Below are 25,511 nucleotides of genomic sequence, written 5' to 3'. Positions count from 1 at the left end.
ATGATGAACCCCGGGCGGGCGCGGGTGCTCGCGTGGGCATTGTGGGACTGCGGCGCGACGGGTGTGAACGCAATCGTTGTCACGTTTGTGTTCTCGGTGTATCTGACCGGCTCCGTCGGAGCCGACCTCCCTGGCGACACCACACCGGCCAGCTGGCTGGGCCGCGCCATGACGATCGCGGGTCTGGTGGTGGCGGTACTGGCGCCTGCCACCGGTATCTGGGTCGATGCGCCGGTTCGGCGGCGCCGGGTATTGGCGCTGACGACCGGTGCGGCCGTGGTGTTGACGTCGGCGATGAGCCTGATCCGCGACGACCACCGCTACCTGATGCCAGGGCTCATCCTGTTGGCCTGCGCGGCCGCCTGCAACGAGATCGCGACGGTGCCGTACAACGCGATGCTGCGGCAGTTGTCCAGCCCGGAGACGTCGGGGCGGATTTCGGGGCTCGGCCTGGCCATGGGCTACGCAGGCAGTGTCGTGCTGTTGCTGTTGGCCTATGTCGGCTTCATCGCCGGTGACGGCGACACCCGTGGGCTGCTGGGCATTCCGATCCAGGACGGACAGAACGTGCGGGCGGTGATGCTGCTGACCGCGGTCTGGTTCATGTTGTTCGCGCTGCCGATGTTCGTGGTGATTCCACGGGTGACCGATGCGGGCCCCATCGACCGGGTCGGCTTCTTCGGCGCCTACCGCAAGCTGTGGGCCGAGATCCGCAGCGAGTGGCAACGTGACCACAACGTCGTCTACTACCTGGTGGCCAGTGCGGTGTTCCGCGACGGGCTGGCAGGGGTGTTCGCGTTCGGAGCGGTGCTCGGTGTCAACGTCTACGGGATCTCCGAGGCAGACGTGCTGTTGTTCGGGATCAGCGCGTGCGTGATCGCGGCGGTCGGGGCCGTCACCGGTGGGTTGCTCGACGACCGGGTGGGTTCGAAACCCATCATCGTCGGATCGCTGGTCTGCCTGATTGTGGTGGGGCTGAGCCTGCTCGCGTTGTCAGGACCGGTGGCCTTCTGGGTGTGTGGTTTGTTGCTGTGCCTGTTCATCGGTCCGACGCTGTCCTCGGCACGGACGTTGATGTTGCGGATCACCGCTGACGGCAAGGAAGGTGTGGCTTTCGGGCTCTACACCACCGTCGGACGGGCGGCGTCGTTCCTGGCGCCCTGGTTGTTCTTCACGTTCATCGACGTGTTCGGCACCGACCGCGCCGGGATGGGGGGCCTGGTCCTCGTGCTGGCCCTGGGCCTGGCGGGGATGCTGGCGGTTCGTACCCCCGGCATGGTGCGCGCCCAGCCGGCCTAGCCGCCGGGGGTGGCGCCCACGCAGATCGTCAGGCCCGTGCCGACGTTGTGCTGGGTCTGGACCCCGTTGACCGTCACCGTGCAGCCGACCTCCGGGCCGAAATTGATGATGCTGACGCTGGCGGTCTCCGCGGCCGGTTGGGGCAGCTCGACCTGCTTGCTCCACGGCAGCATCACGTTGAACTCGGTCTGCAGCATGCTGCCGGTGTCCAGATACGTGATGTTGATGGCCCGGCCCTCACCGGTCACCTCGTAGGTGACGGTCTCGGTGGCGCCCGGAGTCGTCGGCGAGGTGGGTGGCCCCGTGGTCGGTCCCGGGATCGGTCGTGGGGCCCGTGACGTTGTCGGTGGGGCGGTTCTCGGCGTGCTGAAGGTCGGTTCGGGCGTGATCGGTTGCGGCGCCCGGACGGTCTCCTGACGCGAACCGTTGGCGATCACCAACGCGATGACCAGACCGACCACGACGAGCACGGCGACCGCGGCCAGCACCCAGAGCCACATCCGGGGCTCCTGACTGCCAGGTTCCGGCGGCTCGGTGCCGCCGGGCGGCGGTGGATAGCCGGCGCCGTACTGGCCGGTCGCGCCGGGGTCATACCCGTACGGCGGGTAGGACGGGTACTGCTGGGTCGGGGTGGGTCCGGCCGGGTAGGCGGCGTTGTACGGCGGCTGGCCCGCGTAGGCCGGATCTGGATAGTCCACGGGTTCATTGCTGCCGAGCTGTTGGGTCGGTTCGCCCCCGTCACGGCGCGGTGAATCGGTCATGCCCACCTCATGGCTGCAGGGTACCGGTGCGGGTGCTCAGTCTGCTTCGACGCAGGCCGCACGGCGGGACTGGAGTGCTGCGAGGGTCATCCGACGCAATACGGCCCGCGATCCAGCGGTGTTCGACTGCGCCTTGGCAACACCTGGTTTCACGCTGTACGGCGTGGAGTTGAGCAGCCCGAACGCGGCGTGGGCCATCAACCTGGCCTCGTCTTCTGCCAGGGCGGGGTCGAGCTGGGAGAGCACCTGGACCCAGATCTCGACGTACTGGCGCTGCGCCCGGCGGACCTGACGTTTCGCGGTGTCGGGTAGGTGTCCGAGATCCCGGTCCTGGATGCGGATCAGGTCCGATTCGCCGAAGGTGAAGTCGAGGTGGAAATCAACCAGACGGTCGAGGGCGTCAAGAGGATCCGGTGAGCCCGCGATGACCTCCCGCGCGCCGGCAAGCAGCCGGGTGCTGATCCCGACGAGCAACTCGACCAGCAAGGCCTCTTTGTTGGGGAAGTGTCGGTAGATGGCAGGCCCGCTCACCCCGACGGCCGCGCCGATGTCCTCCAGCCGGACTGCCAGATAACCGCGTTCGGCCACCAGTCGCTCGGCCGCCGCGATGAGCTGGCTGCGCCGATCGGACTTGGCTTGACTGCGGCGGGTCGTGGCGCTGGCCGACATGACGCCTCCGGAGGGTAGACAACTCGGTTAATCGTGACTAACATACCATGAGTTAGTCGTCATTAACTCAAATCGGAGTTGCATGTCATCGCATCGGGACGAGCATCTGGCGTTGGTCGCACAGTTGCGTACGAAACTGGCAGCCGCCGCACTCGGAGGTTCCGAACGTGCGCGCGAGCGCCATGTCAGCCGCGGCAAGCTGCTGCCGCGCGACCGGGTCGACGGCCTGCTGGACCCGGGCAGCCCGTTCCTCGAGGTCGCTCCACTCGCTGCCGACGGCATGTACGACGATGACTGCCCGGGTGCCGGGATGATCGCGGGCGTCGGGCGGGTATCGGGCAGGGAATGCATGATCGTCGCCAACGATGCGACGGTCAAAGGCGGGACCTACTACCCGATTACGGTCAAGAAGCATCTGCGTGCGCAGGAAATCGCGTTGCAGAACCGGTTGCCCTGCATCTACCTGGTCGATTCCGGGGGAGCGTTCCTGCCGCGACAGGATGAGGTCTTCCCCGATCGCGACCACTTCGGCAGGATCTTCTTCAACCAAGCGACCATGAGCGCCGCAGGCATCGCCCAGATCGCCGCGGTCCTCGGCTCATGCACCGCGGGTGGGGCTTACGTCCCCGCCATGAGCGACGAGGCCGTCATCGTCCGCAATCAGGGCACCATCTTCCTCGGCGGTCCGCCGTTGGTGAAGGCCGCGACCGGCGAGGTGGTCACCGCCGAGGAACTGGGCGGCGGCGACCTGCACTCCAAAACCTCCGGCGTGACCGATCACCTGGCCCACGATGACCGCGACGCACTGCGCATCGTGCGCAACATCGTGGCCACCCTCGGTCCGGCCGAGTCGCCGCCGTGGTCGGTGACGCCCACGCGGGAGCCGGTGGCCGACCAGGCTGAGCTCTACGACGTGGTGCCGGTCGATGCCCGCGCGCCCTACGACGTCCACGAAGTCGTCACCCGCATCGTCGATGGCGGCCAATTCAGCGAATTCAAAGCCGAATACGGCACGACTCTGGTCACCGGGTTCGCCCGCATCCACGGTCATCCGGTCGGCATCATCGCCAACAACGGCGTGCTGTTCGGCGAATCCGCCTTGAAGGGCGCCCATTTCATCGAGCTATGCGACAAGCGCAAGACGCCACTGTTGTTCCTGCAGAACATCTCCGGATTCATGGTGGGGCGCGACTACGAGGCCGGTGGCATCGCCAAACACGGCGCCAAGATGGTGACCGCCGTGGCGTGTGCCCGGGTACCCAAGTTGACGGTGGTCATCGGTGGCTCCTACGGCGCAGGCAACTATTCGATGTGTGGGCGTGCCTATTCGCCGCGATTCCTGTGGATGTGGCCCAATGCCAGGATCTCGGTCATGGGCGGTGAGCAGGCAGCCTCGGTGCTGGCCACTGTTCGCGGCGACATGACCGACGAGCAGGCCGAGGAATTCAAGGCGCCCATCCGCGAACAGTACGAGCACCAGGGCAACCCGTACTATTCGACGGCCCGGCTCTGGGATGACGGTGTGATCGATCCGGCGGATACCAGAACCGTCCTCGGGTTGGCTCTTTCGGTTGTCGGCCAGGCTCCGCTGGAGCCGGTCTCCTACGGCGTATTCCGGATGTGATGATGAGCTCAAGTTCGATGTTCGAAACCGTTCTGGTGGCCAACCGCGGCGAGATCGCCGTGCGGGTGATACGCACCTTGCGTGCCATGGGAATTCGTTCGGTCGCGGTGTTCAGCGAGGCCGACGCCGGTGCCCGCCATGTCATGGAAGCCGATGTGGCGGTGTGTATCGGCCCGGCTGCGGCCCGGCTGAGCTACCTCGACATCGAGGCCGTCGTCGACGCTGCCAGACGCACCGGCGCCCAGGCCGTGCACCCCGGATACGGCTTTCTGTCCGAGAACGCCGCGTTCGCCGCGGCGTTGCAGGCGGCCGGGATCGTGTTCATCGGTCCGCCGGCCGCGGCGATCGCGACCATGGGCGACAAGATCGCGGCCAAGGCCGCGGTGTCGGAGTTCGGTGTTCCTGTGGTGCCCGGCATTTCTCGCCCAGGGTTGACCGACGAGGATCTGATCGCGGGTGCGCCCGAGGTCGGCTTCCCGGCGCTGGTGAAGCCGTCTGCCGGTGGCGGTGGCAAGGGCATGCGGGTCGTTCACGATGCCCGCGAACTCCCGGCCGCACTGGTCTCGGCCCGCCGGGAAGCCGGCGCCGCGTTCGGCGACGACACGCTGTTCCTCGAACGGTTTGTGCTGCGGCCCCGCCACATCGAGGTGCAGGTGCTCGCCGACAACCACGGCAGCGTCATCCACCTCGGGGAGCGCGAATGCAGCCTGCAGCGGCGTCACCAGAAGGTCATCGAGGAGGCGCCGTCACCGCTGCTGGATCCGGCGACCCGGGCCCGGATCGGGGAGGCGGCCTGCAACACCGCGCGCAGCGTGGACTACACCGGCGCGGGCACCGTCGAGTTCATCGTCTCCGCGGACCGGCCCGACGAGTTCTTCTTCATGGAGATGAACACCCGGCTGCAGGTGGAGCACCCGGTGACCGAGATGGTCACCGGCGTCGACCTCGTGGAGCAACAGCTGCGGATCGCGGCCGGGGAGAAGCTGGCCATCGGGCAGGACGACATCGTGATGACCGGGCACGCCGTGGAGGCACGCGTGTATGCCGAGGACCCGGCCAACGGCTTCCTGCCGACCGGCGGCCCGGTGCTCGCGGTCAGTGAACCCACCGGTGCCGGAGTGCGGGTCGATTCCGGGTTGGCGGCGGGCACCGTCGTCGGCAGTGACTACGATCCGATGCTGGCCAAAGTCATTGCCTACGGCGAGGATCGAACCGCTGCGCTGCATGCCCTGGACCGCGCGCTGGCCGACACTGCGGTGCTGGGCCTCACCACAAATGCCGAGTTCCTGCGCTTCCTGCTGGCTGATCCTGATGTCGCCGCAGGCCGCTTGGACACCGGTCTGTTGGACCGTCGGGCACCGGAATTCGTCCCGGCCGCCGTCGGCGACGAGCAACTGATCGCGGCGGCGGCCTACCATTGGATCCAGACCTGGGACGCCGCAGGCGACAGCCTCTGGGATATGCCCTCGGGGTGGCGGGTCGGCCTGCGGGCACCGACAACGCTGCGTCTGCGTGCCGGCGATCGTATCGATCACGTGTACCTGACCGGTAACCCGCAACGCGCCACCGCGATCGTCGAAGACGGCGAAACACACACGGTGGCTGCCACTTTCACTGACGAACGCTTCACGGTGACCCTCGACGGCCTGCGCACGGAGTACCTCGTGGCTACCACGGACGGGCAGATCTGGTTGTCCGGCGGTGGACGCAGCTGCCTCGTCGAAGAGGTGCGCGAGGCACCTGTGCGTCCCGACGACGAGCACAGCGGTGACGCCGAACTGGTCAGCCCGATGCCGGGATCCGTGGTGGCCGTGGGCGTCAACAGCGGCGACGACGTCACCGTAGGCGTGGTGGTCGTCACCGTGGAGGCCATGAAGATGGAGCACGCACTGACCGCACCGGTCGACGGTGTGGCCGAACTACTCGTCGCCACAGGCGATCAGGTCAAGGTGGGCCAGCCGCTGGCCCGAATCACCGCTCACACACAGGAGAGCCGATCATGACTGACTTCTTGTCCACCGGCACATTGCCGGACGACTACGCGCAACTGGCCAAGACGGTCCGCGACTTCGCCCAGGGCGTGGTGGCGCCCGTGGCGGCCAAACACGATGAGGAACATTCGTTCCCCTACGAGGTCGTCGCGGGCATGGCCGACATGGGGTTGTTCGGGCTGCCGTTCCCCGAGGAGTTCGGCGGCATGGGCGGTGATTACTTCGCGCTGTGCCTGGCACTGGAGGAACTCGGCAAGGTCGATCAGAGCGTGGCGATCACGCTGGAAGCGGGCGTTTCGCTGGGGGCGATGCCGGTGTACCGCTTCGGCAACGACGCCCAGAAGCAGGAATGGCTACCACTGCTGGCCAGTGGTAAAGCACTCGGCGCATTCGGTCTGACCGAGGCGGGCGGCGGCAGCGACGCGGGCGCCACCAAGACCACTGCCAAACTCGATGACGGGCACTGGCTTATCAACGGCTCCAAGCAGTTCATCACCAACTCGGGCACCGACATCACCAAGCTGGTCACGGTCACTGCCGTCACCGGCGAAATTGAGGGCAAAAAGCAGATCTCGTCGATTCTGGTACCGGTGCCGATCGAGGGATTCACCGCCGAACCCGCGTACAACAAGGTCGGCTGGAACGCCTCGGACACCCACCCGTTGAGTTTCGACGACGTGCGGGTGCCGCAGGAGAATCTGCTCGGTGAGCTGGGCCGTGGCTACGCGAACTTCCTGCGCATCCTCGACGAGGGCCGCATCGCGATCGCCGCGCTGTCGGTCGGTGTCGCGCAGGGTTGTGTGGACGAATGTGTCCGTTATGCCAAGGAACGTCAGGCGTTCGGCGCGGCCATCGGTACCTATCAGGCGATCGCGTTCAAGATCGCGCGGATGGAAACCCGGGCCCATGTCGCCCGCACCGCCTATTACGATGCGGCGGCGCTCATGCTGGCAGGCAAGCCGTTCAAGAAGGCTGCGTCGGTGGCCAAGCTGGTCTCCAGTGAGGCCGCGATGGACAACGCCCGCGATGCCACGCAGATCTTCGGCGGCTACGGCTTCATGAATGAGTACCCCGTGGCCCGCCACTACCGGGACAGCAAGATCCTCGAAATCGGCGAAGGCACAACCGAAGTACAGCTGATGCTGATCGCCAGGGAGGCCGGCCTGTGACCGAGGCGAACAAGGTGATCGAACAGCGCGGGCTGTGGTTCGAGGAGTTCGAGACCGGTGTGCGTTACCTGCACCGCCCCGGCCGCACGATCACCGAGGCCGACAACGTCCTGTTCACCACGCTGACCATGAACACCCAGGCGCTGCACCTGGATGCGGCGTTCTCCGACGCGCTGCCGCCGTTCAATGCGCGCCTGGTCAATTCGATGCTCACCCTCTCGACCCTGGTGGGTCTGTCGGTGGCCCAGCTGACCCAGGGCACCATCGTCGGAAATCTCGGATTCTCCGAGATCGCTTTCCCCAAGCCACTGTTCCACGGCGACACGCTCTACGCCGAGACCGAGATCACCGAGAAACGGGCATCCAAGAGTCGTCCGGGTGAGGGCATCGTGACGTTCGCGCATACCGGCCGCAACCAGCACGGCGACGTCGTCGCGACAGCGTCGCGCAAGACGATGGTGCGCATGCGCCCGGAAGGGCAGGAGCAGTGATGTTGACCGCAACCGGGCCGGGTTGGCTGTTCTGCCCGGCAGATCGACCGGAACGCTTCGCGAAGGCCGCCGCGGCAGCCGATGTGGTGATTCTCGATCTCGAGGACGGGGTGGCTGCCAAGGATCGCGAGGCCGCGCGTCAGGCGCTGATCGACACTCGGCTCGACCCCGGCCGTACCGTCGTGCGCGTCAACCCGAGCGGCACCGCCGATCACGAACTGGACCTCAAGGCCGTGGCGGCCACGGACTACACCACGGTGATGCTGGCCAAGTCGGAACACCCCGGACAGGTGGCCGCTTTGGCGCCGCTGCAGGTCGTGGTGCTCATCGAGACACCGCTGGCGGCTCTCAACGTCGTGCAGTTGGTGCAGCCCGACAACGCGTTCGCGGTGATGTGGGGCGCCGAGGATCTGTTTGCGGTCACCGGCGGCACCGCCAACCGGCGCGCTGACGGCAGCTACCGCGACGTCGCACAACATGTGCGTTCGCAGACCCTGCTCGCAGCCAAGGCCTACGGACGCATGGCGCTGGACTCGGTGTACCTGGACATCGTGGACCTCGCCGGCCTGCGTACCGAGGCCGACGATGCGGTCGCGGTCGGCTTCGACGCCAAAGTGGCCATTCATCCCACGCAGGTTTCGGTGATCCGGGCGGCCTATGAACCAACTGATGAACAGGTGCAGTGGGCGCGACACGTGCTCGCCGAGGCCCGCGTTCAGCGGGGCGTTTTCCAGTTCGCTGGCATAATGGTGGATGCCCCAGTGCTGCGACGAGCAGAGCGGATCGTCCAGCTAGCGCCTCACCCCGGCGACTAGCAGGCAACCCCTCACCAGGGGTTTGCTCGTACCGCCGCCGCGCTGAGCACCTCGCGGACTGACGGCCGAACATGCCGTCACCGGAAGGAGGCGGTATGGTTCTGAGCTCTGCTATCGAGCTGGATCCGGTGCGGCTGGTCAACGCCGACGGATCCCCCACCACCGAGACGCGGTACAGCCGCGATCTGCCACCCGAGACGCTCGGCTGGCTGTATGAGTCGATGGTGGTCACCCGCGACCTGGACATCGAGTTCGTCAACCTGCAACGACAGGGTGAGTTGGCGCTGTTCGCCTCGTGCCGCGGTCAGGAGGCCGCGCAGATCGGTGCGGCAGCCTGCCTGCGCAAAACGGACTGGCTGTTCCCGCAGTACCGGGAGATCGGTGCGTTCCTGCTGCGCGGGATCACCCCGGCACAGATGGGTGCGGTGTGGCGGGGCAAGTGGCACGGCGGGTTGGAGTTCACCAGCCGCTGCGTCGCCCCGATCGCCATTCCGATCGGCACCCACGGGTTGCACGCGGTCGGCGCCGCGATGGCCGCGCAACGGCTCGGCGAGGACTCAGTTACGGTCGCTTTCCTGGGTGACGGCGCCACCAGCGAAGGTGATGCCCACGAGGCACTGAACCTGGCTTCGGTGTTCGATGCGCCGTGCGTGTTCTTCGTGCAGAACAACCAGTGGGCCATCTCGGTGCCGGTGGCCCGTCAGATGGCCGGGCCGTCGCTGGCGCACCGGGCCATCGGCTACGGCATGCCGGGTGTGCGGGTCGACGGCAATGATGTGCTGGCCTGCTACGCCGTGATGGCCGAGGCGGCCGAACGGGCCCGCCACGGTGGCGGTCCGACGCTCATCGAGGCGATCACCTACCGGATGGGCCCCCACACCACCTCTGACGACCCGACCAGATATCAGCCGGCCGACGAGGTCGATGACTGGCGGGCGCGTGATCCCATTGCGCGCTACCGCACCTATCTCGAGGCAGTGGGGGTGTGGTCGGAACGCCTGCAGGAGCGGGTGGCCGCCCGATCCGCCCGGTTGTGCGCCGATCTGCGCGATGCCGCGGTCGGCGCTGCCGATTTCGACCCCGCTGAGATGTTCGACCATGTGTACGCCGAGATCACCCCGGATCTGGTGCGGCAACGGGATCAGCTGATCGCGGAACTGGCGAAGGAGGCGTGACATGACCCAGATCATCGATCGGCCCACTGCACAAGGTGATTCGCCGGAGCCGTGGGGGCCGATACTCCGATCGATGCCTGTTGCCACGGAGCTGACCATGGTGCAGGCGATCAACCGGGCACTGCATGACGCGATGGCTGCCGATGACCGGGTGCTGGTCTTCGGAGAGGATGTCGCGACGCTTGGCGGCGTGTTCCGCGTGACGGAAGGATTGAGCGAAACCTTCGGAACTGAAAGGTGTTTCGACACTCCACTGGCAGAGTCGGCGATCATCGGGATCGCGATCGGGATGGCAATCCGGGGTTTGATCCCGGTCCCCGAGATGCAGTTCGACGGCTTCAGCTATCCGGCGTTCGATCAGATCGTCAGCCATCTGGCCAAGTACCGGATGCGGACCCACGGTGACGTCGACATGCCGGTCACGGTGCGCATCCCGTCGTTCGGCGGGATCGGCGCGGTCGAGCATCATTCGGAATCCACGGAGAGCTACTGGCTGCACACCGCCGGGCTCAAGGTGGTGGTGCCATCGACCCCGTCGGATGCGTACTGGCTGCTCCGGCAATCGATCATCCATCCGGACCCGGTGATCTTCCTTGAACCGAAACGCCGGTACTGGGCGCGCGAGGTGGTCGACACCGGCGTGCCTGCGCTGCCGATCGGCCGGGCCGCGGTGCGGCGCACCGGAACCGATGTCACGGTGCTGACGTACGGCGGACTGGTCGCCACGGCGCTGAACGCGGCCGAGTTGGCAGCAGAGCGGGGCTGGAGCCTGGAGGTCGTCGACCTCCGCTCGCTCAATCCGCTCGATTTCGACACGGTCACCGAGTCGGTGCGGCGCACCGGGCGTGCGGTGGTGATGCACGAAGGCCCACGGACCCTGGGTTTCGGCGCCGAGTTGGCGGCCCGGATATCCGAGGATCTGTTCTACGACCTGGAGGCGCCGGTGTTGCGTGCCACCGGTTTTGACACGCCGTATCCGCCTGCGCGGTTGGAGAAGCTGTGGCTGCCCGGCGTCGACCGATTATTGGATTGCGTCGAGCGCGCCATGGGGCAGCCGTGAATCGCGAGTTTCTGGTCCCCGATCTCGGTGAGGGGCTCCAGGATGCCACCATCACCAGTTGGAGTGTCGCGGTGGGGGACACCGTCGCGTTGAACCAGACGTTGTGCACAGTGGAGACCAACAAAGCCGAGGTGGAGATCCCCAGTCCCTACCCGGGTCGGATACTCGAACTCGGCGGCTCTGCCGGTGACACGCTCGCGGTCGGGGCGGTGCTGGCACGGATCGCCACCGAGGAGACCGCACCGGTCACCAACGCCGGCAACGGCCACGGCACACCGCGCAAACCGGTTCTGGTCGGTTACGGCGCCGACGAGGCCATGGACACCAGCAGACGTTCAGCGCCCGCCGAGCGCCCCCGGGCCAAACCCATGGTGCGCAAACTGGCCGCCGACCTGCATGTCGAACTGGCGGGCCTGTCGGGTTCGGGACCGGACGGCATCGTCACCCGCGAGGACGTACTGGCCGCGGCAGGCGACGGCGGTTCGGAGCTGCTCGACGTGCGAGGCGTCCAGGCGGAGATGGCCCGCCGGATGACGTTGTCGCGTAAGGAGATCCCGGACGCGCACGCCCGCGTTGATGTGGACTGCTCGGCGCTGCTGCGGTTGCGCGACCGGATCCGGGTGATCGACGACGAGCTGGCGGTGACGCCGTTCGTGCTGACGCTGCGACTGCTGGCGTTGGCGCTGGTGCGTCACCCGATACTCAATTCCACCTGGGTGGTGAACGAGGACGAGCCGCGCATCCATCAGCATCCGGCAGTACACCTGGGTTTCGGTGTCGCGGCACCGCGTGGCCTGCTGGTCCCCGTCGTCACCGATGCCCACCACCGCACCACACGCGAGCTTGCGCAGGAGGTTTCGCGGCTCACCGAGGCGGCCCGCGCCGGCAGGCTGACGCCCGCGGAGTTGGCCGGGTCGACGTTCACGGTGTCGAACTTCGGTGCGCTCGGCCTCGACGACGGGGTGCCGGTGATCAACTATCCGGAGGCGGCGATCCTCGGCATGGGGTCGGTCAAACCTCGTCCGGTGGTGGTCGACGGCGCGGTTGCGGCCCGCCCGACCATGTCGCTGACATGCGCTTTCGATCACCGCATCGCGGATGGTGCGCAGGCCGCCGCATTCCTCGTGGAGCTGCGGGACCTGATCGAGGCGCCGGAATCGGCCCTGCTCGAGCTGTAACTAGCTGCGTTTGGCGGCAGCCAGCCGGCGCGCGAACTCAGGAGATTCGATCGACGCGGCCTGCGGGCCCAATTCGATGTCGACAGCGATCCGGTGTTGGTCCGCGTCGACGGTCCCGGGATTGGCGGTGGCCCGCATCGACGCCTTGGTGGCGATGACCACCTCGCGTGGCGCGGCCGCGGGACCGGCGGCCAGGTCACGCGCCGCCGCCACCGGATCCTCGGCCACACTCAATGCCAATCCGTGTCGCACCGCCGCCTCGGCGTCGAACCGCATGCCGAACAGCAACGAGGCGCGGGCCACCTGTGGCCCCACGGCACGCTGCATCATCCAGGTGGCACCGCCACCGGGATGGATGCCGAGCTTCTGGAACCGCGGATCGAACAAGGCAGCGGGGCCGGCGACGCGGACATCGGCGGCCAGCGCCAGATTCAGGCCCGCACCCACTGCGGCACCGTTGACGGCGGCGATCGTGGGCAGCGCGCAGTTCGCGATGGCCAGGAATCCGTCGTAGATCGCGCGCAGGCCGTCTTCGGTGGCTTCGCCGAGCGCGGTGAGATTCGCTCCCGCACAGAAGGCTTTGCCTGCACCGGTGACGATCACGGCGTGCACGTCGGCGTTGGCCTCGGCCTCGTCGACCGCGGCGCGCAGCGCGGTCGATATCTCCAGCGTCACCGCATTGCGGTGGTCGGGATCGTTGATGGTGATGAGGGCGACGTGGTCTGCGACGTCGCTGAGAACAGATTCGGCCACGGGTCGAGACTAGCCGTGCCGGTGTTTCGTCACGGGTAGTCTGGGCATCGCAGCTGGTTCGTCGGCGCGGATTTCGGTTCGTGTCGGCGTCGAACGCCGCATGCCGATTGCGGTGTGGCGTGAGAGGGAACCCGGTGGGAATCCGGGACTGTCCCGCAGCGGTGTGCAGGAACGACCGCCGTCATCAGCACTGGCGCGCAGATCTCTGCAGCTGGGAAGCGACGGCCATTAGGTGTACGACAACGTGCGTGCCTGCGAGTCCGAAGACCTGCCGGCTGTACCGGGCGCGCCGCGCCCGGTGGTTCATCGCCTCGCGGAATGGGCGCGTGACCGACGTCGTCGCTGCACGCAATGGCGCGCCGCGTCAGCGATCGGTCAGGTCCCTGGTGGCGGTGACCATCCCCGTCGCAGTTGAAGGACGTCATATGAGGACAACCGCCACACCGTTCACCGCCACGATCACCGGCTCTCCGCGGATCGGCCCCAACCGCGAGCTCAAGTGGGCCGTCGAAAAGTACTGGGCCGGCCGCATCGACCGCGCCGAACTCGAATCTGTTGCGGCGGCATTGCGAAGCGACACCTGGAAGTCGCTGTCCGCGGCCGGGTTGGATTCCGTACCGGTCAACACCTTCTCCTACTACGACCAGATGCTCGACACGGCTGTCCTGGTCGGCGCGCTACCACCCCGGGTGACCGGTATCGGCGATGAGTTGGAGCGCTACTTCGTGGCGGCGCGCGGCAACGACGAGATCGCGCCGTTGGAAATGACGAAGTGGTTCGACACCAACTACCACTACCTGGTGCCCGAGATCGGCACCGAGACTCGATTCTCGCTCAATCCGGCCAAGGTCCTCGCCGAGCTGGAGGAGACTCGCGCACAAGACATCACGTCGCGCCCGGTGATCATCGGCCCGATCACGTTCCTTACGCTGTCCAAGGCGGTCGACGGTGGTCCGGCTCCGATCGAGCGCCTCGACGAACTTCTCGACTCGTATGCCGCGCTGCTCGATCTGCTCGCCGAACGCGGCGTGCAGTGGGTGCAACTCGACGAACCGGTACTGGTCACCGACATGCTCGACACCACCGCGGAACTGGCCGAGCGAACCTATGCCCGGCTCGGTGGTCTGGCCAAGCGGCCCCCTATCTTCGTCGCGACCTACTTCGGCGAATTGACCGATGCGCTCCCTGCACTGGCTCGCACGCCCGTCGAGGCCATCGGCGTGGACCTGGCCGCGGGCGGCATCTCAACCGTTGCAGCAGTACCGGAGCTGCAGGACAAGACCGTCGTCGCGGGCATCGTCGACGGCCGCAACATCTGGCGGACCGACCTGGAAGCCGCGTTGGGAACACTGGCCACCCTGTCGGGATCGGCGGGGGCCGTGGCGGTGTCGACATCCTGCTCGACGCTGCATGTTCCGTACACGCTGGAAGCCGAGCCGGATCTGGACGCGGCGCTGCGCAGCTGGCTGGCGTTCGGGTTTGAGAAGGTCACCGAGGTGGTCGCGTTGGCACGGGGCCTCAAAGAGGGTCGTGAAGCGATTGCGGGACAGGTGGCCGCCTCCAATGCGGCGATCGCGTCACGTCGGTCCGATCCACGGCTGAACAACAACCGCGTCCGTTCCCGCATCGCCTCGATCATCGCGTCGGGCACCGAGCGCGGCCCGGCCGCCGGACGTCGCAAGGCACAGAACGAGCGCCTGCACCTTCCTGACCTGCCGACCACGACCATCGGCTCGTATCCGCAGACGTCTGCCATCCGGGTGGCGCGCGCGGCCCTGCGATCCGGGGAGATCGACGCTGCCGAGTACGAGCGGCGGATGAAGTCCGAGATCGCCGATGTCATTGCGCTGCAGGAAAAGCTCGGCCTGGATGTGCTCGTGCATGGGGAACCGGAACGCAACGACATGGTGCAGTACTTCGCCGAGCAACTCGAGGGGTTCTTCGCCACCCAGAACGGTTGGGTGCAGTCCTACGGCAGCCGGTGCGTGCGCCCGCCGATCCTGTACGGCGATGTCCACCGGCCCCGCCCCATGACCGTCGACTGGATCACCTACGCGCAATCACTGACCGACAAGCCGGTCAAGGGCATGCTCACCGGTCCGGTGACGATCCTGGCGTGGTCGTTCGTCCGCAATGACCAGCCCCTGGCCGACACCGCCGCGCAGGTGGCCCTGGCCATCCGCGACGAGACGATCGATCTGCAGTCCGCGGGGATCGCAATCATCCAGGTCGATGAGCCCGCGCTGCGTGAGTTGCTGCCGCTGCGATCGAAAGACAAAGAGGCTTACCTGCGTTGGGCTGTTGACGCGTTCCGGCTGTCCACCTCCGGCGTCGCCGACTCCACCCAGATCCACACGCACCTGTGCTATTCGGAGTTCGGCGAGGTGATCGGGGCGATCGCCGATCTGGATGCCGATGTGACATCGATCGAGGCAGCCCGCTCGCACATGGAGGTGCTCGGCGACCTCAACGAAGCCGGGTTCGCCAACAGCGTCGGCCCGGGTGTCTATGACATCCACTCGCCACGGGTTCCCGGGGTGGACGAGATCACGTCATCGCTGCGGGAGGCACTGGAATCCGTTCCTGCCGATCGGCTCTGGGTCAACCCCGACTGCGGCCTGAAGACGCGCAGCACCGAGGAGGTGACGGCGTCGCTGCAACACCTGGTGGCCGCCGCGGCGGCAGTGCGCTCCGACACAACGTAACCGTCGACCGTGGCGCCGGTGCACGCGATCAGGCTGGTTCCCGCGCATAAGCCCCACACTCGGCCGCATTGCCGCATAATCGCGGAGTGACTGACACGGATGTGCTCATCGCGGGAGCCGGGCCGATCGGGCTGACCGCAGCCATCGAACTGGCGCGAAACGGTGTCGCATGCCGTATCGTCGACCCGCTCCTGGAACCGCCGCAGTATGCCAAAGCGGTTGGTGTGCAACCGCGCACCCTGGAACTGTTCGAGCGGATGGGCATCGTGCGGCAGGTGCTGGACGCTGCGGTGCAGATGCGCGGACAGTTGGTCTATGTGAACGGTGAGCAGGCCGGGCGGATGGAATTGGCGCTGCCCGACGACGTTCCCTTCGAGTTCATCGGGTTGCCGCAGTACGCCACCGAACGCATCCTGCGGCAGGAGGCGACGGCGCGCGGAGTGGTGATCGAGCGCGGGTTGCGGCTCACCGGGTTCGAGCAGAACACCGACGGGGTCACCGCGACGCTGGCAACCGGCGACGGTGAGCAGCAGACCGTGCATGCCGGCTATCTGATCGGCGCGGACGGCGCCCATTCGGTGGTGCGCAAGACGCTCGGGCTTACCTTCGAGGGCGCTGCGTTCGAAGAGCAGTACATGCTGGGCGATCTCGACGTCGACTGGTCGTTACCACCGGGCTACGCGATTCGGGCGATGCACCAGACCGACGGGAAGACCGACGACCTGCTGGTCTGCATTCCGCTGCCGGGACGCGGTCGCTACCGGATGTCGATGCTGGTGCCTGCAGAACTGGACGCCGCCACAGGCGCCGCACCGTCCGGTGACGGCGTGCAACACGGCTTCGAAAGCGGCAGGAAGCCGGAGCTGTCACACATCCAGGCGGTTCTGGACCGGCTGTCCCCGGAGCCAACGACTGCGCGCAACCTGCGGTGGGCATCGGTGTTCCGGATCAGCCACCGCATCGTCAACGCCTACGGCAGGGGCCGCGTGTTCGTGGCGGGCGATGCGGCACATATTCATCCACCCACCGGTGCGCAGGGCATGAACACCGGCATCCAGGATGCGCAGAACCTGGCCTGGAAGCTCGCGCTCGCGGTGTCCGGTCAGGCCGCTGACGGGCTGCTGGACAGCTACGACGCGGAGCGCAGGCCGGTAGGTGAGGAGGTCGTGGGCCGAACCGTGCGCAGCGCAAGGGAAGGCATCGGAGCGGATTCCACCGACCCCGGCTACATCGCGCGCCGCGAGGCCCAGCTGCTGATCGACTATGCGGGCAGCCCGATCGTCGCCCCGACGGTCGATGCGGTGCCGGGGCCCCGTGCGGGTGCCAGGGCGCCCGACGCGCGGACGCTGACGCGGGACGCGGTGACGGCACCGGCGCGCCTGTTCACGCTGTTGACCGGTCCGCACCACACATTGCTGTGTTATGCGGGTCCTGATTGCGGTCCCGAAGCGGTGGAGCGTCTGGAGCAGGCGGCCGCCGCGGCCGTGCAGGCCGCGCATGACCGGTTGGACGTCTACGTCGTCGCCCATCCCGATGCGAAGGTGGACGCGACCGTGCTGCCGCTGCTTCGCGACCGCGACGGCAATTTTGCTCATGCCTATGCCGCGGAAGGAGTTTCGGCGTTCGTCGTCCGCCCCGACGGGTATCTCGGTTATGCCGCCCGCGGAGCGCTCGATCCTGACGAACTCGGCGCGCACCTGAAGCTGACGTTCCGTTGATCGGGCAAGGGGCCGCGCTGAGGCTGCTCTACCAGTTGCTTGGGGCGTAGTCCTTCAGGAAGCATCCGTGCAGGTCTTCGCCGGACTCCCCGCGCACGATCGGGTCGTACACCCGCGCGGCACCGTCGACGAGATCGAGCGGGGCGTGGAAGCCCTCTTCGGCCAGGCGCAACTTGGTCGGGTGCGGACGCTCGTCGGTGATCCAGCCGGTGTCGACGGCGGTCATGAGAATGCCGTCGCGCTCGAGCATCTCGGCGGAGCTGGTGCGGGTCAGCATGTTCAGCGCAGCCTTGGCCATGTTGGTGTGCGGGTGCCCCGGCCCCTTGTATCCACGGCTGAACTGACCCTCCATCGCCGACACGTTGACGACGTACTTGCGGCGGGCGGTCGAGGCGGCCATCGCCGGGCGCAGGCGGCTCACCAGGATGAAGGGTGCGGTCTGGTTGCAGAGCTGCACCTCGAGCAGCTCCATCGGATCGACCTCGTGCACGCGCTGAGTCCAGCTGTTGACCGCAGCGGTGTCGGGCAGCAGGCCACCCGCGTCGATGGCGGTTCCGGCGGCGATCCGTTCCGGTGACGCGCTGCGGGCGGTCAGGGCCAGCTCGGTGACCGGAGGGCAGGAGGCAAGCGACCCGCGAGATGACGGCGCGTGCGGCCTCTGGTGGTCGGCGAGGCTTCCGGCCAGTGCGGCCGGGTGGGCGTCACTGATGTGGTCGAACGTGATCACGTCCACGAGTTCTGACAGCGGGGTGCGTTCCGCCTCGACCAGGGCCGCATAGGAGCCGGGAGACCGTCGCACGGTCTGGGCGGCGTTGTTGATCAGAATGTCCAGCGGACCGCGGGCGGCGACCGTGTCCGCGAGCGCGACGACCTGAGCCGGGTCGCGGAGGTCGATGCCCACCACCCGCAGCCGGTGTAGCCAGTCCGCACTGTCAGGCATGGCGGCGAAGCGGCGTACGGCGTCGTTCGGAAAGCGGGTGGTGATTGTCGTGTGCGCACCGTCACGCAGCAGCCGCAGCGCGATGTACATGCCGATTTTGGCGCGCCCGCCGGTGAGCAGGGCACTGCGGCCGCTCAGATCGGTACGGGCGTCGCGCTTGGCCCGGTTGAATGCGGCGCACTGCGGGCAGAGTTGGTGATAGAACGCATCGACCACGGTGTAGCGGAGCTTGCACGTGTAGCAGGCCCGCGAGCGCTGCAGCGTGCCCGCGCTCACCCCGACCGCGGTGGATACCAGCGGCAGACCCTGCGTCTCATCGTCGATGCGCCCCGGGGCGCCGGTGGCGGTGGCCGCGGTGACGGCGTGATCCGCGGCAGCCACCGCATCCCGCTTGGCGTGGCGGCGGGCCTGCTTGACCGACTTCCACAATGCGGCCGTCGCCCGGCGTACCGCCACCGCGTCGGGGTGCTCGGGAGGCAGCGCCTCGACCTCGGACAGCACCTTGAGGCACGTGCTGAGCTGCTGCGGATCGATCTCGGTCACCGTCGAAGAGTACGGGGACACCGGTGCGTCTCCGTAATCGTTCTGCGTCGCCGTCAGGCTCCGACGTACTCGGCGATCCAGGCTTCCCCCTGCTCGGCAGCCCGCCGCAGGGCGCCGTATTCACCGAGGTAGTCGGCGATCGCGCCGACCGCGGGCAGCATGCCGAAATAGTGGAAGATGCGTTGCGGGTGCGGCCGCTTGGCGAGTTCCGCACTGATCGCTCGCATGACGGCGGCGAGCTCCCACAGCTTCTTGGCCAGCGCCAACGGCGTCGGGTCGGAGGAGGATTCCGGTTGCGGGAGCGGGGTCGCCCCACCATCGGCACCGTCGGCGGTGAGATCGCGCTCACACAACACCGCGCCCAACAGCCGCACCTGCGAATCGCGGTCGGTGACGCCGTGCTCGCGGGCGACCGCACACAGCACCATCGCCTGGTTGGAGAACCCGAGGAAGTCCTGGATCGGCAAGCGGTCCGCGATCGCACCATAGACCCCGGGGAAGGCGACCAGCACCGTGTCCAGCGCACCCACGCGCCGAACCCACCAGTTGATGCGCTCCGACCGGTCCATACGATCCCACGACCGGGTCCCGGGTACATCGGCGATGTCGAGCACGGCGGCCGCGGCGTCGAGCACCTTGCCCGCTACACCGCCGGAAGAATTCCGGTGGTGGGTCCGTCCCCGCAACCCGAGCGGATCGAAACCGGACAGCGCATCGAGTAACAGATCGATGAGACCCACCGTCCGCTCCAGCGCCGCCGCAACATCCTCGTCAGACAGCTGGGTGCTCGGCAACGCAACAAAGCTCATGTGTCCGAGTCTCACCGATCGGCTCGCGGTGTCGGACGTCGGGTTGGTGCGGCGTGCACAAAAGTCACGGTGACACACCACCGAAAGCGCCCCCGGCAGGGATCGAACCTGCGACCAACCGCTTAGAAGGCGGCTGCTCTATCCGCTGAGCTACGGAGGCAAGCGCCGGAGGAGTCTATCGTGTCGTGCCCGCGCGCCCGGCGAGCTGGGACACCCCGGCAAAGGTGACCCGTGGGTAGCGGTGTCGGACTAGCGTGGACGCTGCACTGAGTCGTCTGGGTGAGGGGAGAGGGACCACGCTATGAGCGACGTGCCGGAGTTGGATGCGTCCGGACTCCCAGAGGAACTGAGTGCGGTGGATCAACTGTTGCATCGCGGCGAAGCCAACCCGCGCACCCGTTCAGGCATCATGGGTGTCGAGATCCTCGACAGCACACCGGATTGGGAGCATTTTCGGAACCGTTTCGAGCAGGCCTCGCGCAAAGTTCTGCGGCTGCGGCAGAAGGTGGTGATGCCCACATTGCCGACGGCAGCGCCGCGCTGGGTGGTCGATCCGGATTTCAACCTGGACTATCACGTGCGCCGGGTGCGTGTTCCCGAGCCGGGCACGGTGCGCGAATTGCTCGACCTGGCCGAGGTCGCGGTTCAGTCCCCGATGGACATTTCGCGCCCGTTGTGGAGCGCGACCTTGGTCGAAGGCCTGGCAGGGGGGCGGGCAGGCACCATCCTCCATCTGAGCCACGCCGTGACCGACGGCGTGGGCGGGGTCGAGATGTTCGCCAGCATCTACGACCTGGAACCTGAGCCGGAGGCCACGGCGACGCCACCGCTGCCGATTCCGCAGGATCTCTCACCCAACGACCTGATGCGCCAAGGGCTCAACCGGCTTCCCGGCTCGATCGCGGGCGGGGTGCTCGGCGCGCTCGGCGGCGCGGCGCGCGTCGCGACCCGGGTTGTTCGGGATCCCGTCTCGGCGGTCAGCGGTGTCGTGGATTACGCCATGTCGGGTGCCAGGGTGATGGGCCCGGCCGCCGATCCGTCGCCGCTGTTGCGCCGGCGCAGCCTCGCTTCGCGCAGCGAGGCGATCGACATCCCGTTCGGCGATCTGCATCGTGCGGCCAAAGCCGCAGGCGGTTCGATCAACGACGCGTATCTGGCCGGGCTGTGCGGCGCGCTGCGGCTCTACCACGAAGCGATGGGCATACCGGTGCAGAATCTGCCGATGGCGGTGCCGGTGAATCTGCGCTCGCAGGACGACCCGGCCGGTGGCAACCGGTTCGCGGGAATCAATCTCGCGGCGCCGATCGGTATCAGCGATCCGGAAACCCGCATCAAGGCGATCAGATCGCAGATGACGAGCAAACGTGAAGAACGAGCGATCGACATGGTCGGGGCCATCGCACCGGTGTTGAGTCTGCTGCCCGACACGTTCCTGGAGTCCATGGCGGGCTCGGTGGTCAACTCCGATGTGCAGGCGAGCAATGTGCCGGTATTCGCCGGCGACACCTATATCGCGGGGGCGAAGATACTGCGGCACTACGGGTTGGGGCCGTTGCCGGGGGTGGCGATGATGGTCGTGCTGATCTCGCGATCCGGGTATGTCACCGTCACCGCCCGTTACGACCGCGCCGCGGTCACCGATGAACCGCTGTTCGCCCGGTGCCTGCAGGCGGGATTTGACGAGGTGCTCGCGCTGGGCGGCGACGCGCGCTGTACTCCTGCGTCGTTCACCGCCGACGAGTCTGCGACGAACGGGAGTGCTACACAGTGACTTCAGCGCCTGGCAATCCCAAGCCCATGCGGCTACCAGGGACACTGGCCGAGATCGAGATGAGTCCCGAAGGCCCGCAGATCGGTGCGTTCTTCGATCTGGACGGCACCCTGGTGGCCGGGTTCACCGGGGTGATCATGACCCGTGATCGGTTGCGTCGTCGCCAGATGGGTATCGGGGAGTTCATCGGCATGGTGCAGGCCGGACTGAACCATCAGCTGGGCCGTTCGGAATTCGAGGATCTCATTGGCAGGGGCGCCCGGATGCTGCGCGGTAATTCGCTCAGCGATCTCGACGAACTGGGGGAGCGGCTGTTCGCCCAGCACGTCCAGGGCAGGATCTATCCGGAGATGCGGGCGATGGTCCGCGCGCACATGGCCCGCGGGCACACCGTGGTGCTCAGCTCATCGGCACTGACGGTGCAGGTGGAGCCCGTTGCCCGGTTCCTGGGAATCAACAACGTGTTGAGCAACAAGTTCGAGACCGATGACGACGGCCTGATCACCGGCGAGGTGCAGACACCGATCATCTGGGGGCCTGGCAAAGCCCGTGCGGTGCAGGCATTCTCGTCGGCCAACGGGGTTGATCTCAGCAAGAGCTATTTCTACGCCGACGGTGACGAGGACGTCGCGCTGATGTATCTGGTGGGCAACCCACGCCCCACCAACCCGGCCGGAAAACTGGCGGCGGTCGCCGGCAAACGCGGGTGGCCGATCCTGAAGTTCAGCAGCCGCAGCGGGAGCAGCCCGATCTCGCAACTACGGACCGCGGCCGGGGTGGCGTCCCTGATGCCCGTGGCGGCCGGCGCCATCGGCTGGGGTCTGCTCAACCGCAACCGGCGCTCCGGCGTCAACTTCTTCACCTCCGCCTGGAGCCGGGTGTTGTTGGCCACCACCGGTGTCCACCTCAATGTGCTCGGTGAGGAGAACCTCACCGCAGCGCGGCCTGCGGTGTTCATCTTCAACCACCGCAATCAAGCCGACCCGATCATCGCTGGCACACTCGTGCGGGACAACTTCACCGGCGTCGCCAAGAAGGAACTGGCCAACGATCCACTGGTCGGAACGCTCGGCAGGGTCATGGACGCGGCGTTCATCGACCGCGAAGACCCACAGCAAGCCGTCGAAGGCCTACGCAAGGTGGAAGAGCTTGCCCGCAAAGGCCTGTCGATCCTCATCGCCCCCGAGGGCACCCGGCTGGACACCACCGCGGTGGGGCCGTTCAAGAAGGGGCCGTTCCGCATCGCCATGGCCGCGGGCATCCCGATCGTGCCCATCGTGATCCGCAATGCGGAAGTGATCGCGGCCCGCGATTCCAGCACGTTCAACCCGGGCACGGTGGACATCGCTGTGTACCCGCCGATCCCGGTCGAGGACTGGACCGCCGATACGCTGTCCGACCGGATCGCCGAGGTACGCCAGCTCTACCTCGACACGTTGCTGTCCTGGCCGCAGGACGAACTACCGGAGCTCGCGCCCTATACGCGTCCCAAACCGGCGCGCAAGGCTCCCGCCCGTAAGGCGGCGAAGAAGGCGCCCGCGAAAACCGCTGCGGCGAAGAAAGACAAACCGAACACCGCGAAGGGCCGCCCGTGACGGCGCCCACCGACTACTTCGCCAGCTTCAGCACCGCTGACGATGCGTTGGTGCTCGCGTCGGTGTCCTCACCCGCTGAACTGGAACTGCTCAACGACTGGCTGAAAACCCACCGGCGCGACCATCCCGAATCCAAGATCGAGGTGTTACAGCTGCCCACCGGTGGCGATCCGGCACCGGGCGTGCTGGCCCGGCTCGTCGAGGAGCTGGAGGCCGACGAAGATCGACAGGTCGTGCCGGTGCGGGTGTTCTGGGTGCCGGGCGGACTGCCGACCCGGCTGAAGGTGGTGGCGCTGATCTCCGGGCGCGACACCTACCGCCCGCCGGACATGCTGCAGCGGCGCATCCTGCGTAAGGATCGGTCCCGCGCCCGGGTGGTGGCAGGCGAACCGGCCAAGGTGTCCGAGCTGCGTCAGCAGTGGAGCGATACCACCGTCGCCGAAAACCCCAGGGAATTCGCGCGGTTCGTGCTGCGACGGGCGGTGCTGGCGATCGAACGCGTCGAGCTGCGACTGCTGGGTCCCGAATACAAGTCGCCGCGGCTGGTCAAGCCGGAGATGTTGGACTCGACCCGGTTCCGTCAAGGTCTCGAACAGATCCCCGGTGCCACCGTGGAGAAGGCCGGCGAGATGCTCGACGAGCTGGCCACCGGCTGGAGCCGATTCTCCGTCGACCTGATCCCGTCGCTGGGCCGCGCGATCTTCAGCCGGGGATTCGATCCGCGCATCGACTACGACCGTGCCGAGATCGAAGCGATGCGGCATGCCCTGGAACTGCATCCGGCGGTGCTGCTGTTCTCGCACCGGTCCTATCTCGATGGCGCGATCGTCCCGGTGGCCATGCAGGAGAACCGGCTGCCGCCCGTGCACACGTTCGCCGGAATCAACCTGTCCTTCGGCTTCATGGGGCCGTTGATGCGGCATTCCGGGGTCATCTTCATCCGCCGCCGGCTCGACGATCCGCTCTACAAGTACGTGCTGCGGCAGTACGTCGGGTACATCGTCGAGAAGCGGTTCAATCTGAACTGGTCCATCGAGGGAACCCGGTCACGTACCGGAAAGATGTTGCCGCCCAAGCTCGGTCTGCTCGCCTACGTCGCCGATGCCTACCTGGACGGCCGCAGCGAGGACATCCTGCTGCAGCCCGTGTCGATCAGCTTCGACCAGTTGCACGAGACCGCGGAGTACGCGGCGTACGCGCGCGGCGGGGAGAAGACGCCCGAAGGCCTGTCGTGGCTGTACAACTTCATCAAGGCCCAGGGCGAGCGCAACTACGGCAAGATCTATGTCCGCTTCCCCGAGGCGGTTTCGATGCGCCAGTACCTCGGTGATCCGCACGGTGAGACGGCACAGGACCGGGACGCCAAACGGCTGGCGATGCAGAAGATGGCATTCGAGGTGGCCTGGCGGATCCTGCGGGCCAGCCCGGTCAACGCCACCGGATTGGTGTCGGCTCTGTTGCTGGCCGCCCGCGGAGTCGCGTTGACCCTCGATCAGTTGCACCACACGTTGCAGGACTCGCTGGACTACCTGGAACGTAAGAACACTCCGATGACCAACAGCGCGCTGCGCCTGCGCACGCCGGACGGTGTGCGCTCGGCCGTGGACGCGCTGTCCAATGGTCACCCGGTGACGATGGTGGACAGCGGCCGGGAGCCGGTGTGGCGGATCGATCCCGATGACGAGCTCGAGGCCTCCTTTTACCGCAACTCGCTGATCCACGCTTTTCTGGAGACCTCGATCGTCGAACTGGCGCTGGCTCACGCCGCCCGTACTGCGGAGGCGAGGAGCAAAACGGGTACTGCGGACGCGAGGAGCAAAACCGGTACTGCGGCGGACCCGCTGCAGGCGTTCTGGGCTCAGGTGATGCGACTGCGGGACCTGCTGAAGTTCGACTTCTACTTCGCTGATTCGGCGACATTCCGGGACAACGTCGCCGAGGAGATGTCCTGGCATGACCGGACGCGAGGAGGACAGGCGGCGAATTGGGAATCACACATCCAGGGCGGCGGCGAAGAGATCCGCCAATTGCTGGGAGTCAAACAGCCGCTACTCGCGGGTGCGATGTTGCGGCCGTTCTTCGAGGCGTACGAGATCGTCGCCGACGTGTTGCGGGATGCACCGGCCGACATCTCCGAAAAGGACCTGACGAAGCTGGCATTGGGGGTAGGGCGGCAGTACGCCGCGCAGGGACGCATCCGCAGCAACGAGTCTGTATCGGCGCTGTTGTTCGCCACCGCACGGCAGGTGGTTGCCGATCAGCACCTACTGGCGCCCGGCCCCGACCTCAAGAGCCGCCGCGTGGCATTCCGCGACGAATTGCGGGGCGTGCTGGCCGACATGGACATGGTCGATCGGATCGCCAGGGAACAGTTCGTCGCCAGGGAGAGGCAGCGGCGCGTTCTGCGCGATGAATCCACATAGCGGCCGTGGTGTGTGCTCGGCC

The 25,511-nt window shown here is 67.0% G+C and carries 19 protein-coding genes, 1 tRNA gene and 1 riboswitch; of the genes, 14 read left to right on the top strand and 6 right to left on the bottom strand.

All coding sequences use genetic code 11. The annotated features are described in order from the left end of the window. The gene (locus tag M1247_RS22735; protein ID WP_317158657.1) at positions 1-1,299 is read left to right on the top strand and encodes an MFS transporter; all 1,299 of its coding nucleotides are present in this window, start codon (positions 1-3) and stop codon (positions 1,297-1,299) included. On the opposite strand, the gene M1247_RS22730 is transcribed toward M1247_RS22735, so the two are convergent. Both M1247_RS22730 and M1247_RS22725 read right to left on the bottom strand, forming a co-directional pair. After that, positions 1,296-2,060, bottom strand: coding sequence for an MmpS family transport accessory protein (locus M1247_RS22730; protein WP_317158656.1), 765 nt, complete (start codon positions 2,058-2,060; stop codon positions 1,296-1,298). The genes M1247_RS22735 and M1247_RS22730 overlap by 4 nt on opposite strands. A 36-nt stretch (positions 2,061-2,096) precedes the next feature. Next, on the bottom strand, positions 2,097-2,729 hold the full coding sequence (locus M1247_RS22725; RefSeq protein ID WP_317158655.1) for an SACE_7040 family transcriptional regulator: 633 nt from the start codon (positions 2,727-2,729) through the stop codon (positions 2,097-2,099). Between the two features lie 82 nt (positions 2,730-2,811). Between M1247_RS22725 and M1247_RS22720 the strand changes: the two genes are divergently transcribed. The 8 genes from M1247_RS22720 (at position 2,812) to M1247_RS22685 (ending at position 12,232) form a co-directional block, all read left to right on the top strand. Next, on the top strand, positions 2,812-4,353 hold the full coding sequence (locus M1247_RS22720) for a carboxyl transferase domain-containing protein (RefSeq protein WP_317158654.1): 1,542 nt from the start codon (positions 2,812-2,814) through the stop codon (positions 4,351-4,353). Positions 4,354-4,370: 17 nt separating this feature from the next. Further along, on the top strand, positions 4,371-6,356 hold the full coding sequence (locus M1247_RS22715; RefSeq protein WP_317158653.1) for an ATP-binding protein: 1,986 nt from the start codon (positions 4,371-4,373) through the stop codon (positions 6,354-6,356). Continuing rightward, on the top strand, positions 6,353-7,513 hold the full coding sequence (locus M1247_RS22710; protein ID WP_317158652.1) for an acyl-CoA dehydrogenase family protein: 1,161 nt from the start codon (positions 6,353-6,355) through the stop codon (positions 7,511-7,513). The genes M1247_RS22715 and M1247_RS22710 overlap by 4 nt, the downstream gene beginning before the upstream one ends. Beyond that, entirely contained in the window at positions 7,510-8,004 is a 495-nt protein-coding gene (locus M1247_RS22705) for a MaoC family dehydratase (RefSeq protein ID WP_317158651.1), read from the top strand. The genes M1247_RS22710 and M1247_RS22705 overlap by 4 nt, the downstream gene beginning before the upstream one ends. Beyond that, a complete protein-coding gene (locus tag M1247_RS22700) occupies positions 8,004-8,819 on the top strand; it encodes an HpcH/HpaI aldolase/citrate lyase family protein (RefSeq protein WP_317158650.1) in 816 nt (271 codons plus the stop codon). Before M1247_RS22705 ends, M1247_RS22700 begins: the two co-directional genes overlap by 1 nt. A 95-nt stretch (positions 8,820-8,914) precedes the next feature. Beyond that, positions 8,915-9,994, top strand: coding sequence for a pyruvate dehydrogenase (acetyl-transferring) E1 component subunit alpha (gene pdhA, locus M1247_RS22695; protein WP_317158649.1), 1,080 nt, complete (start codon positions 8,915-8,917; stop codon positions 9,992-9,994). Between the two features lies 1 nt (position 9,995). Then, positions 9,996-11,054, top strand: a complete 1,059-nt coding sequence (locus M1247_RS22690; RefSeq protein ID WP_410506922.1) for an alpha-ketoacid dehydrogenase subunit beta — start codon at positions 9,996-9,998, stop codon at positions 11,052-11,054. Further along, positions 11,051-12,232 carry a dihydrolipoamide acetyltransferase family protein gene (locus tag M1247_RS22685; protein ID WP_317158648.1) on the top strand — a complete coding sequence of 394 codons (1,182 nt, stop codon included), beginning with the start codon at positions 11,051-11,053 and terminating at the stop codon, positions 12,230-12,232. Before M1247_RS22690 ends, M1247_RS22685 begins: the two co-directional genes overlap by 4 nt. Here the strand turns inward: M1247_RS22685 and M1247_RS22680 are convergent, their stop codons facing one another. Continuing rightward, positions 12,233-12,985: an enoyl-CoA hydratase gene (locus M1247_RS22680; RefSeq protein ID WP_317158647.1), complete on the bottom strand. Its 753-nt coding sequence runs from the start codon at positions 12,983-12,985 to the stop codon at positions 12,233-12,235. It lies immediately after the preceding gene. Positions 12,986-13,052: 67 nt separating this feature from the next. Next, positions 13,053-13,275, top strand: a riboswitch (cobalamin riboswitch). 135 nt (positions 13,276-13,410) lie between these two features. Between M1247_RS22680 and metE the strand changes: the two genes are divergently transcribed. Next, on the top strand, positions 13,411-15,690 hold the full coding sequence (metE, locus tag M1247_RS22675) for a 5-methyltetrahydropteroyltriglutamate--homocysteine S-methyltransferase (protein WP_317158646.1): 2,280 nt from the start codon (positions 13,411-13,413) through the stop codon (positions 15,688-15,690). Between the two features lie 86 nt (positions 15,691-15,776). After that, on the top strand, positions 15,777-17,408 hold the full coding sequence (locus M1247_RS22670; RefSeq protein ID WP_317158645.1) for an FAD-dependent monooxygenase: 1,632 nt from the start codon (positions 15,777-15,779) through the stop codon (positions 17,406-17,408). Positions 17,409-17,436: 28 nt separating this feature from the next. Here M1247_RS22670 and M1247_RS22665 read toward each other — a convergent pair whose 3' ends face one another. The 3 genes from M1247_RS22665 to M1247_RS22655 form a co-directional block, all read right to left on the bottom strand. Further along, positions 17,437-18,891, bottom strand: a complete 1,455-nt coding sequence (locus M1247_RS22665; protein ID WP_317158644.1) for an SDR family NAD(P)-dependent oxidoreductase — start codon at positions 18,889-18,891, stop codon at positions 17,437-17,439. Positions 18,892-18,944: 53 nt separating this feature from the next. Further along, positions 18,945-19,700, bottom strand: coding sequence for a hypothetical protein (locus M1247_RS22660; protein WP_317158643.1), 756 nt, complete (start codon positions 19,698-19,700; stop codon positions 18,945-18,947). 87 nt (positions 19,701-19,787) lie between these two features. Then, positions 19,788-19,860: transfer RNA gene (locus M1247_RS22655), tRNA-Arg, on the bottom strand. Positions 19,861-20,001: 141 nt separating this feature from the next. On the opposite strand from M1247_RS22655, the gene M1247_RS22650 reads away from it, so the two are divergent. The 3 genes from M1247_RS22650 to M1247_RS22640 are packed head-to-tail and all read left to right on the top strand — an operon-like array spanning position 20,002 to position 25,489. Further along, positions 20,002-21,471, top strand: coding sequence for a wax ester/triacylglycerol synthase family O-acyltransferase (locus tag M1247_RS22650; RefSeq protein WP_317158642.1), 1,470 nt, complete (start codon positions 20,002-20,004; stop codon positions 21,469-21,471). Positions 21,472-21,497: 26 nt separating this feature from the next. Then, positions 21,498-23,066 (top strand): HAD-IB family hydrolase/lysophospholipid acyltransferase family protein, encoded by a 1,569-nt coding sequence (locus M1247_RS22645; protein ID WP_317158856.1) that lies wholly within the window; start codon positions 21,498-21,500, stop codon positions 23,064-23,066. After that, complete coding sequence (locus tag M1247_RS22640) at positions 23,063-25,489, top strand: glycerol-3-phosphate 1-O-acyltransferase (RefSeq protein ID WP_317158641.1); 2,427 nt, start codon at positions 23,063-23,065, stop codon at positions 25,487-25,489. The genes M1247_RS22645 and M1247_RS22640 overlap by 4 nt, the downstream gene beginning before the upstream one ends. Positions 25,490-25,511: the final 22 nt, after the last annotated feature.

Origin of the sequence: Mycobacterium appelbergii, assembly GCF_032883035.1 — a bacterium.
In the GTDB taxonomy this organism is placed as follows: domain Bacteria; phylum Actinomycetota; class Actinomycetes; order Mycobacteriales; family Mycobacteriaceae; genus Mycobacterium; species Mycobacterium appelbergii.
The sequence above is the reverse complement of the archived record's forward strand: the minus strand, read 5'-3'. Positions and strand labels throughout refer to the sequence as shown.

Excerpts from the sequence above, each read along its gene's own strand:
- M1247_RS22645 (WP_317158856.1), top strand. The coding sequence starts at position 21,498 with ATGCGGCTACCAGGGACACTGGCCGAGATCGAGATGAGTCCCGAAGGC.
- M1247_RS22710 (WP_317158652.1), top strand. The coding sequence starts at position 6,353 with ATGACTGACTTCTTGTCCACCGGCACATTGCCGGACGACTACGCGCAA.
- M1247_RS22650 (WP_317158642.1), top strand. The coding sequence starts at position 20,002 with ATGAGCGACGTGCCGGAGTTGGATGCGTCCGGACTCCCAGAGGAACTG.
- M1247_RS22720 (WP_317158654.1), top strand. The coding sequence starts at position 2,812 with ATGTCATCGCATCGGGACGAGCATCTGGCGTTGGTCGCACAGTTGCGT.
- M1247_RS22660 (WP_317158643.1), bottom strand. The coding sequence starts at position 19,700 with ATGAGCTTTGTTGCGTTGCCGAGCACCCAGCTGTCTGACGAGGATGTT.
- pdhA (WP_317158649.1), top strand. The coding sequence starts at position 8,915 with ATGGTTCTGAGCTCTGCTATCGAGCTGGATCCGGTGCGGCTGGTCAAC.
- M1247_RS22690 (WP_410506922.1), top strand. The coding sequence starts at position 9,996 with ATGACCCAGATCATCGATCGGCCCACTGCACAAGGTGATTCGCCGGAG.
- M1247_RS22725 (WP_317158655.1), bottom strand. The coding sequence starts at position 2,729 with ATGTCGGCCAGCGCCACGACCCGCCGCAGTCAAGCCAAGTCCGATCGG.
- M1247_RS22715 (WP_317158653.1), top strand. The coding sequence starts at position 4,371 with ATGTTCGAAACCGTTCTGGTGGCCAACCGCGGCGAGATCGCCGTGCGG.
- M1247_RS22700 (WP_317158650.1), top strand. The coding sequence starts at position 8,004 with ATGTTGACCGCAACCGGGCCGGGTTGGCTGTTCTGCCCGGCAGATCGA.
- M1247_RS22730 (WP_317158656.1), bottom strand. The coding sequence starts at position 2,060 with ATGACCGATTCACCGCGCCGTGACGGGGGCGAACCGACCCAACAGCTC.
- metE (WP_317158646.1), top strand. The coding sequence starts at position 13,411 with ATGAGGACAACCGCCACACCGTTCACCGCCACGATCACCGGCTCTCCG.
- M1247_RS22735 (WP_317158657.1), top strand. The coding sequence starts at position 1 with ATGATGAACCCCGGGCGGGCGCGGGTGCTCGCGTGGGCATTGTGGGAC.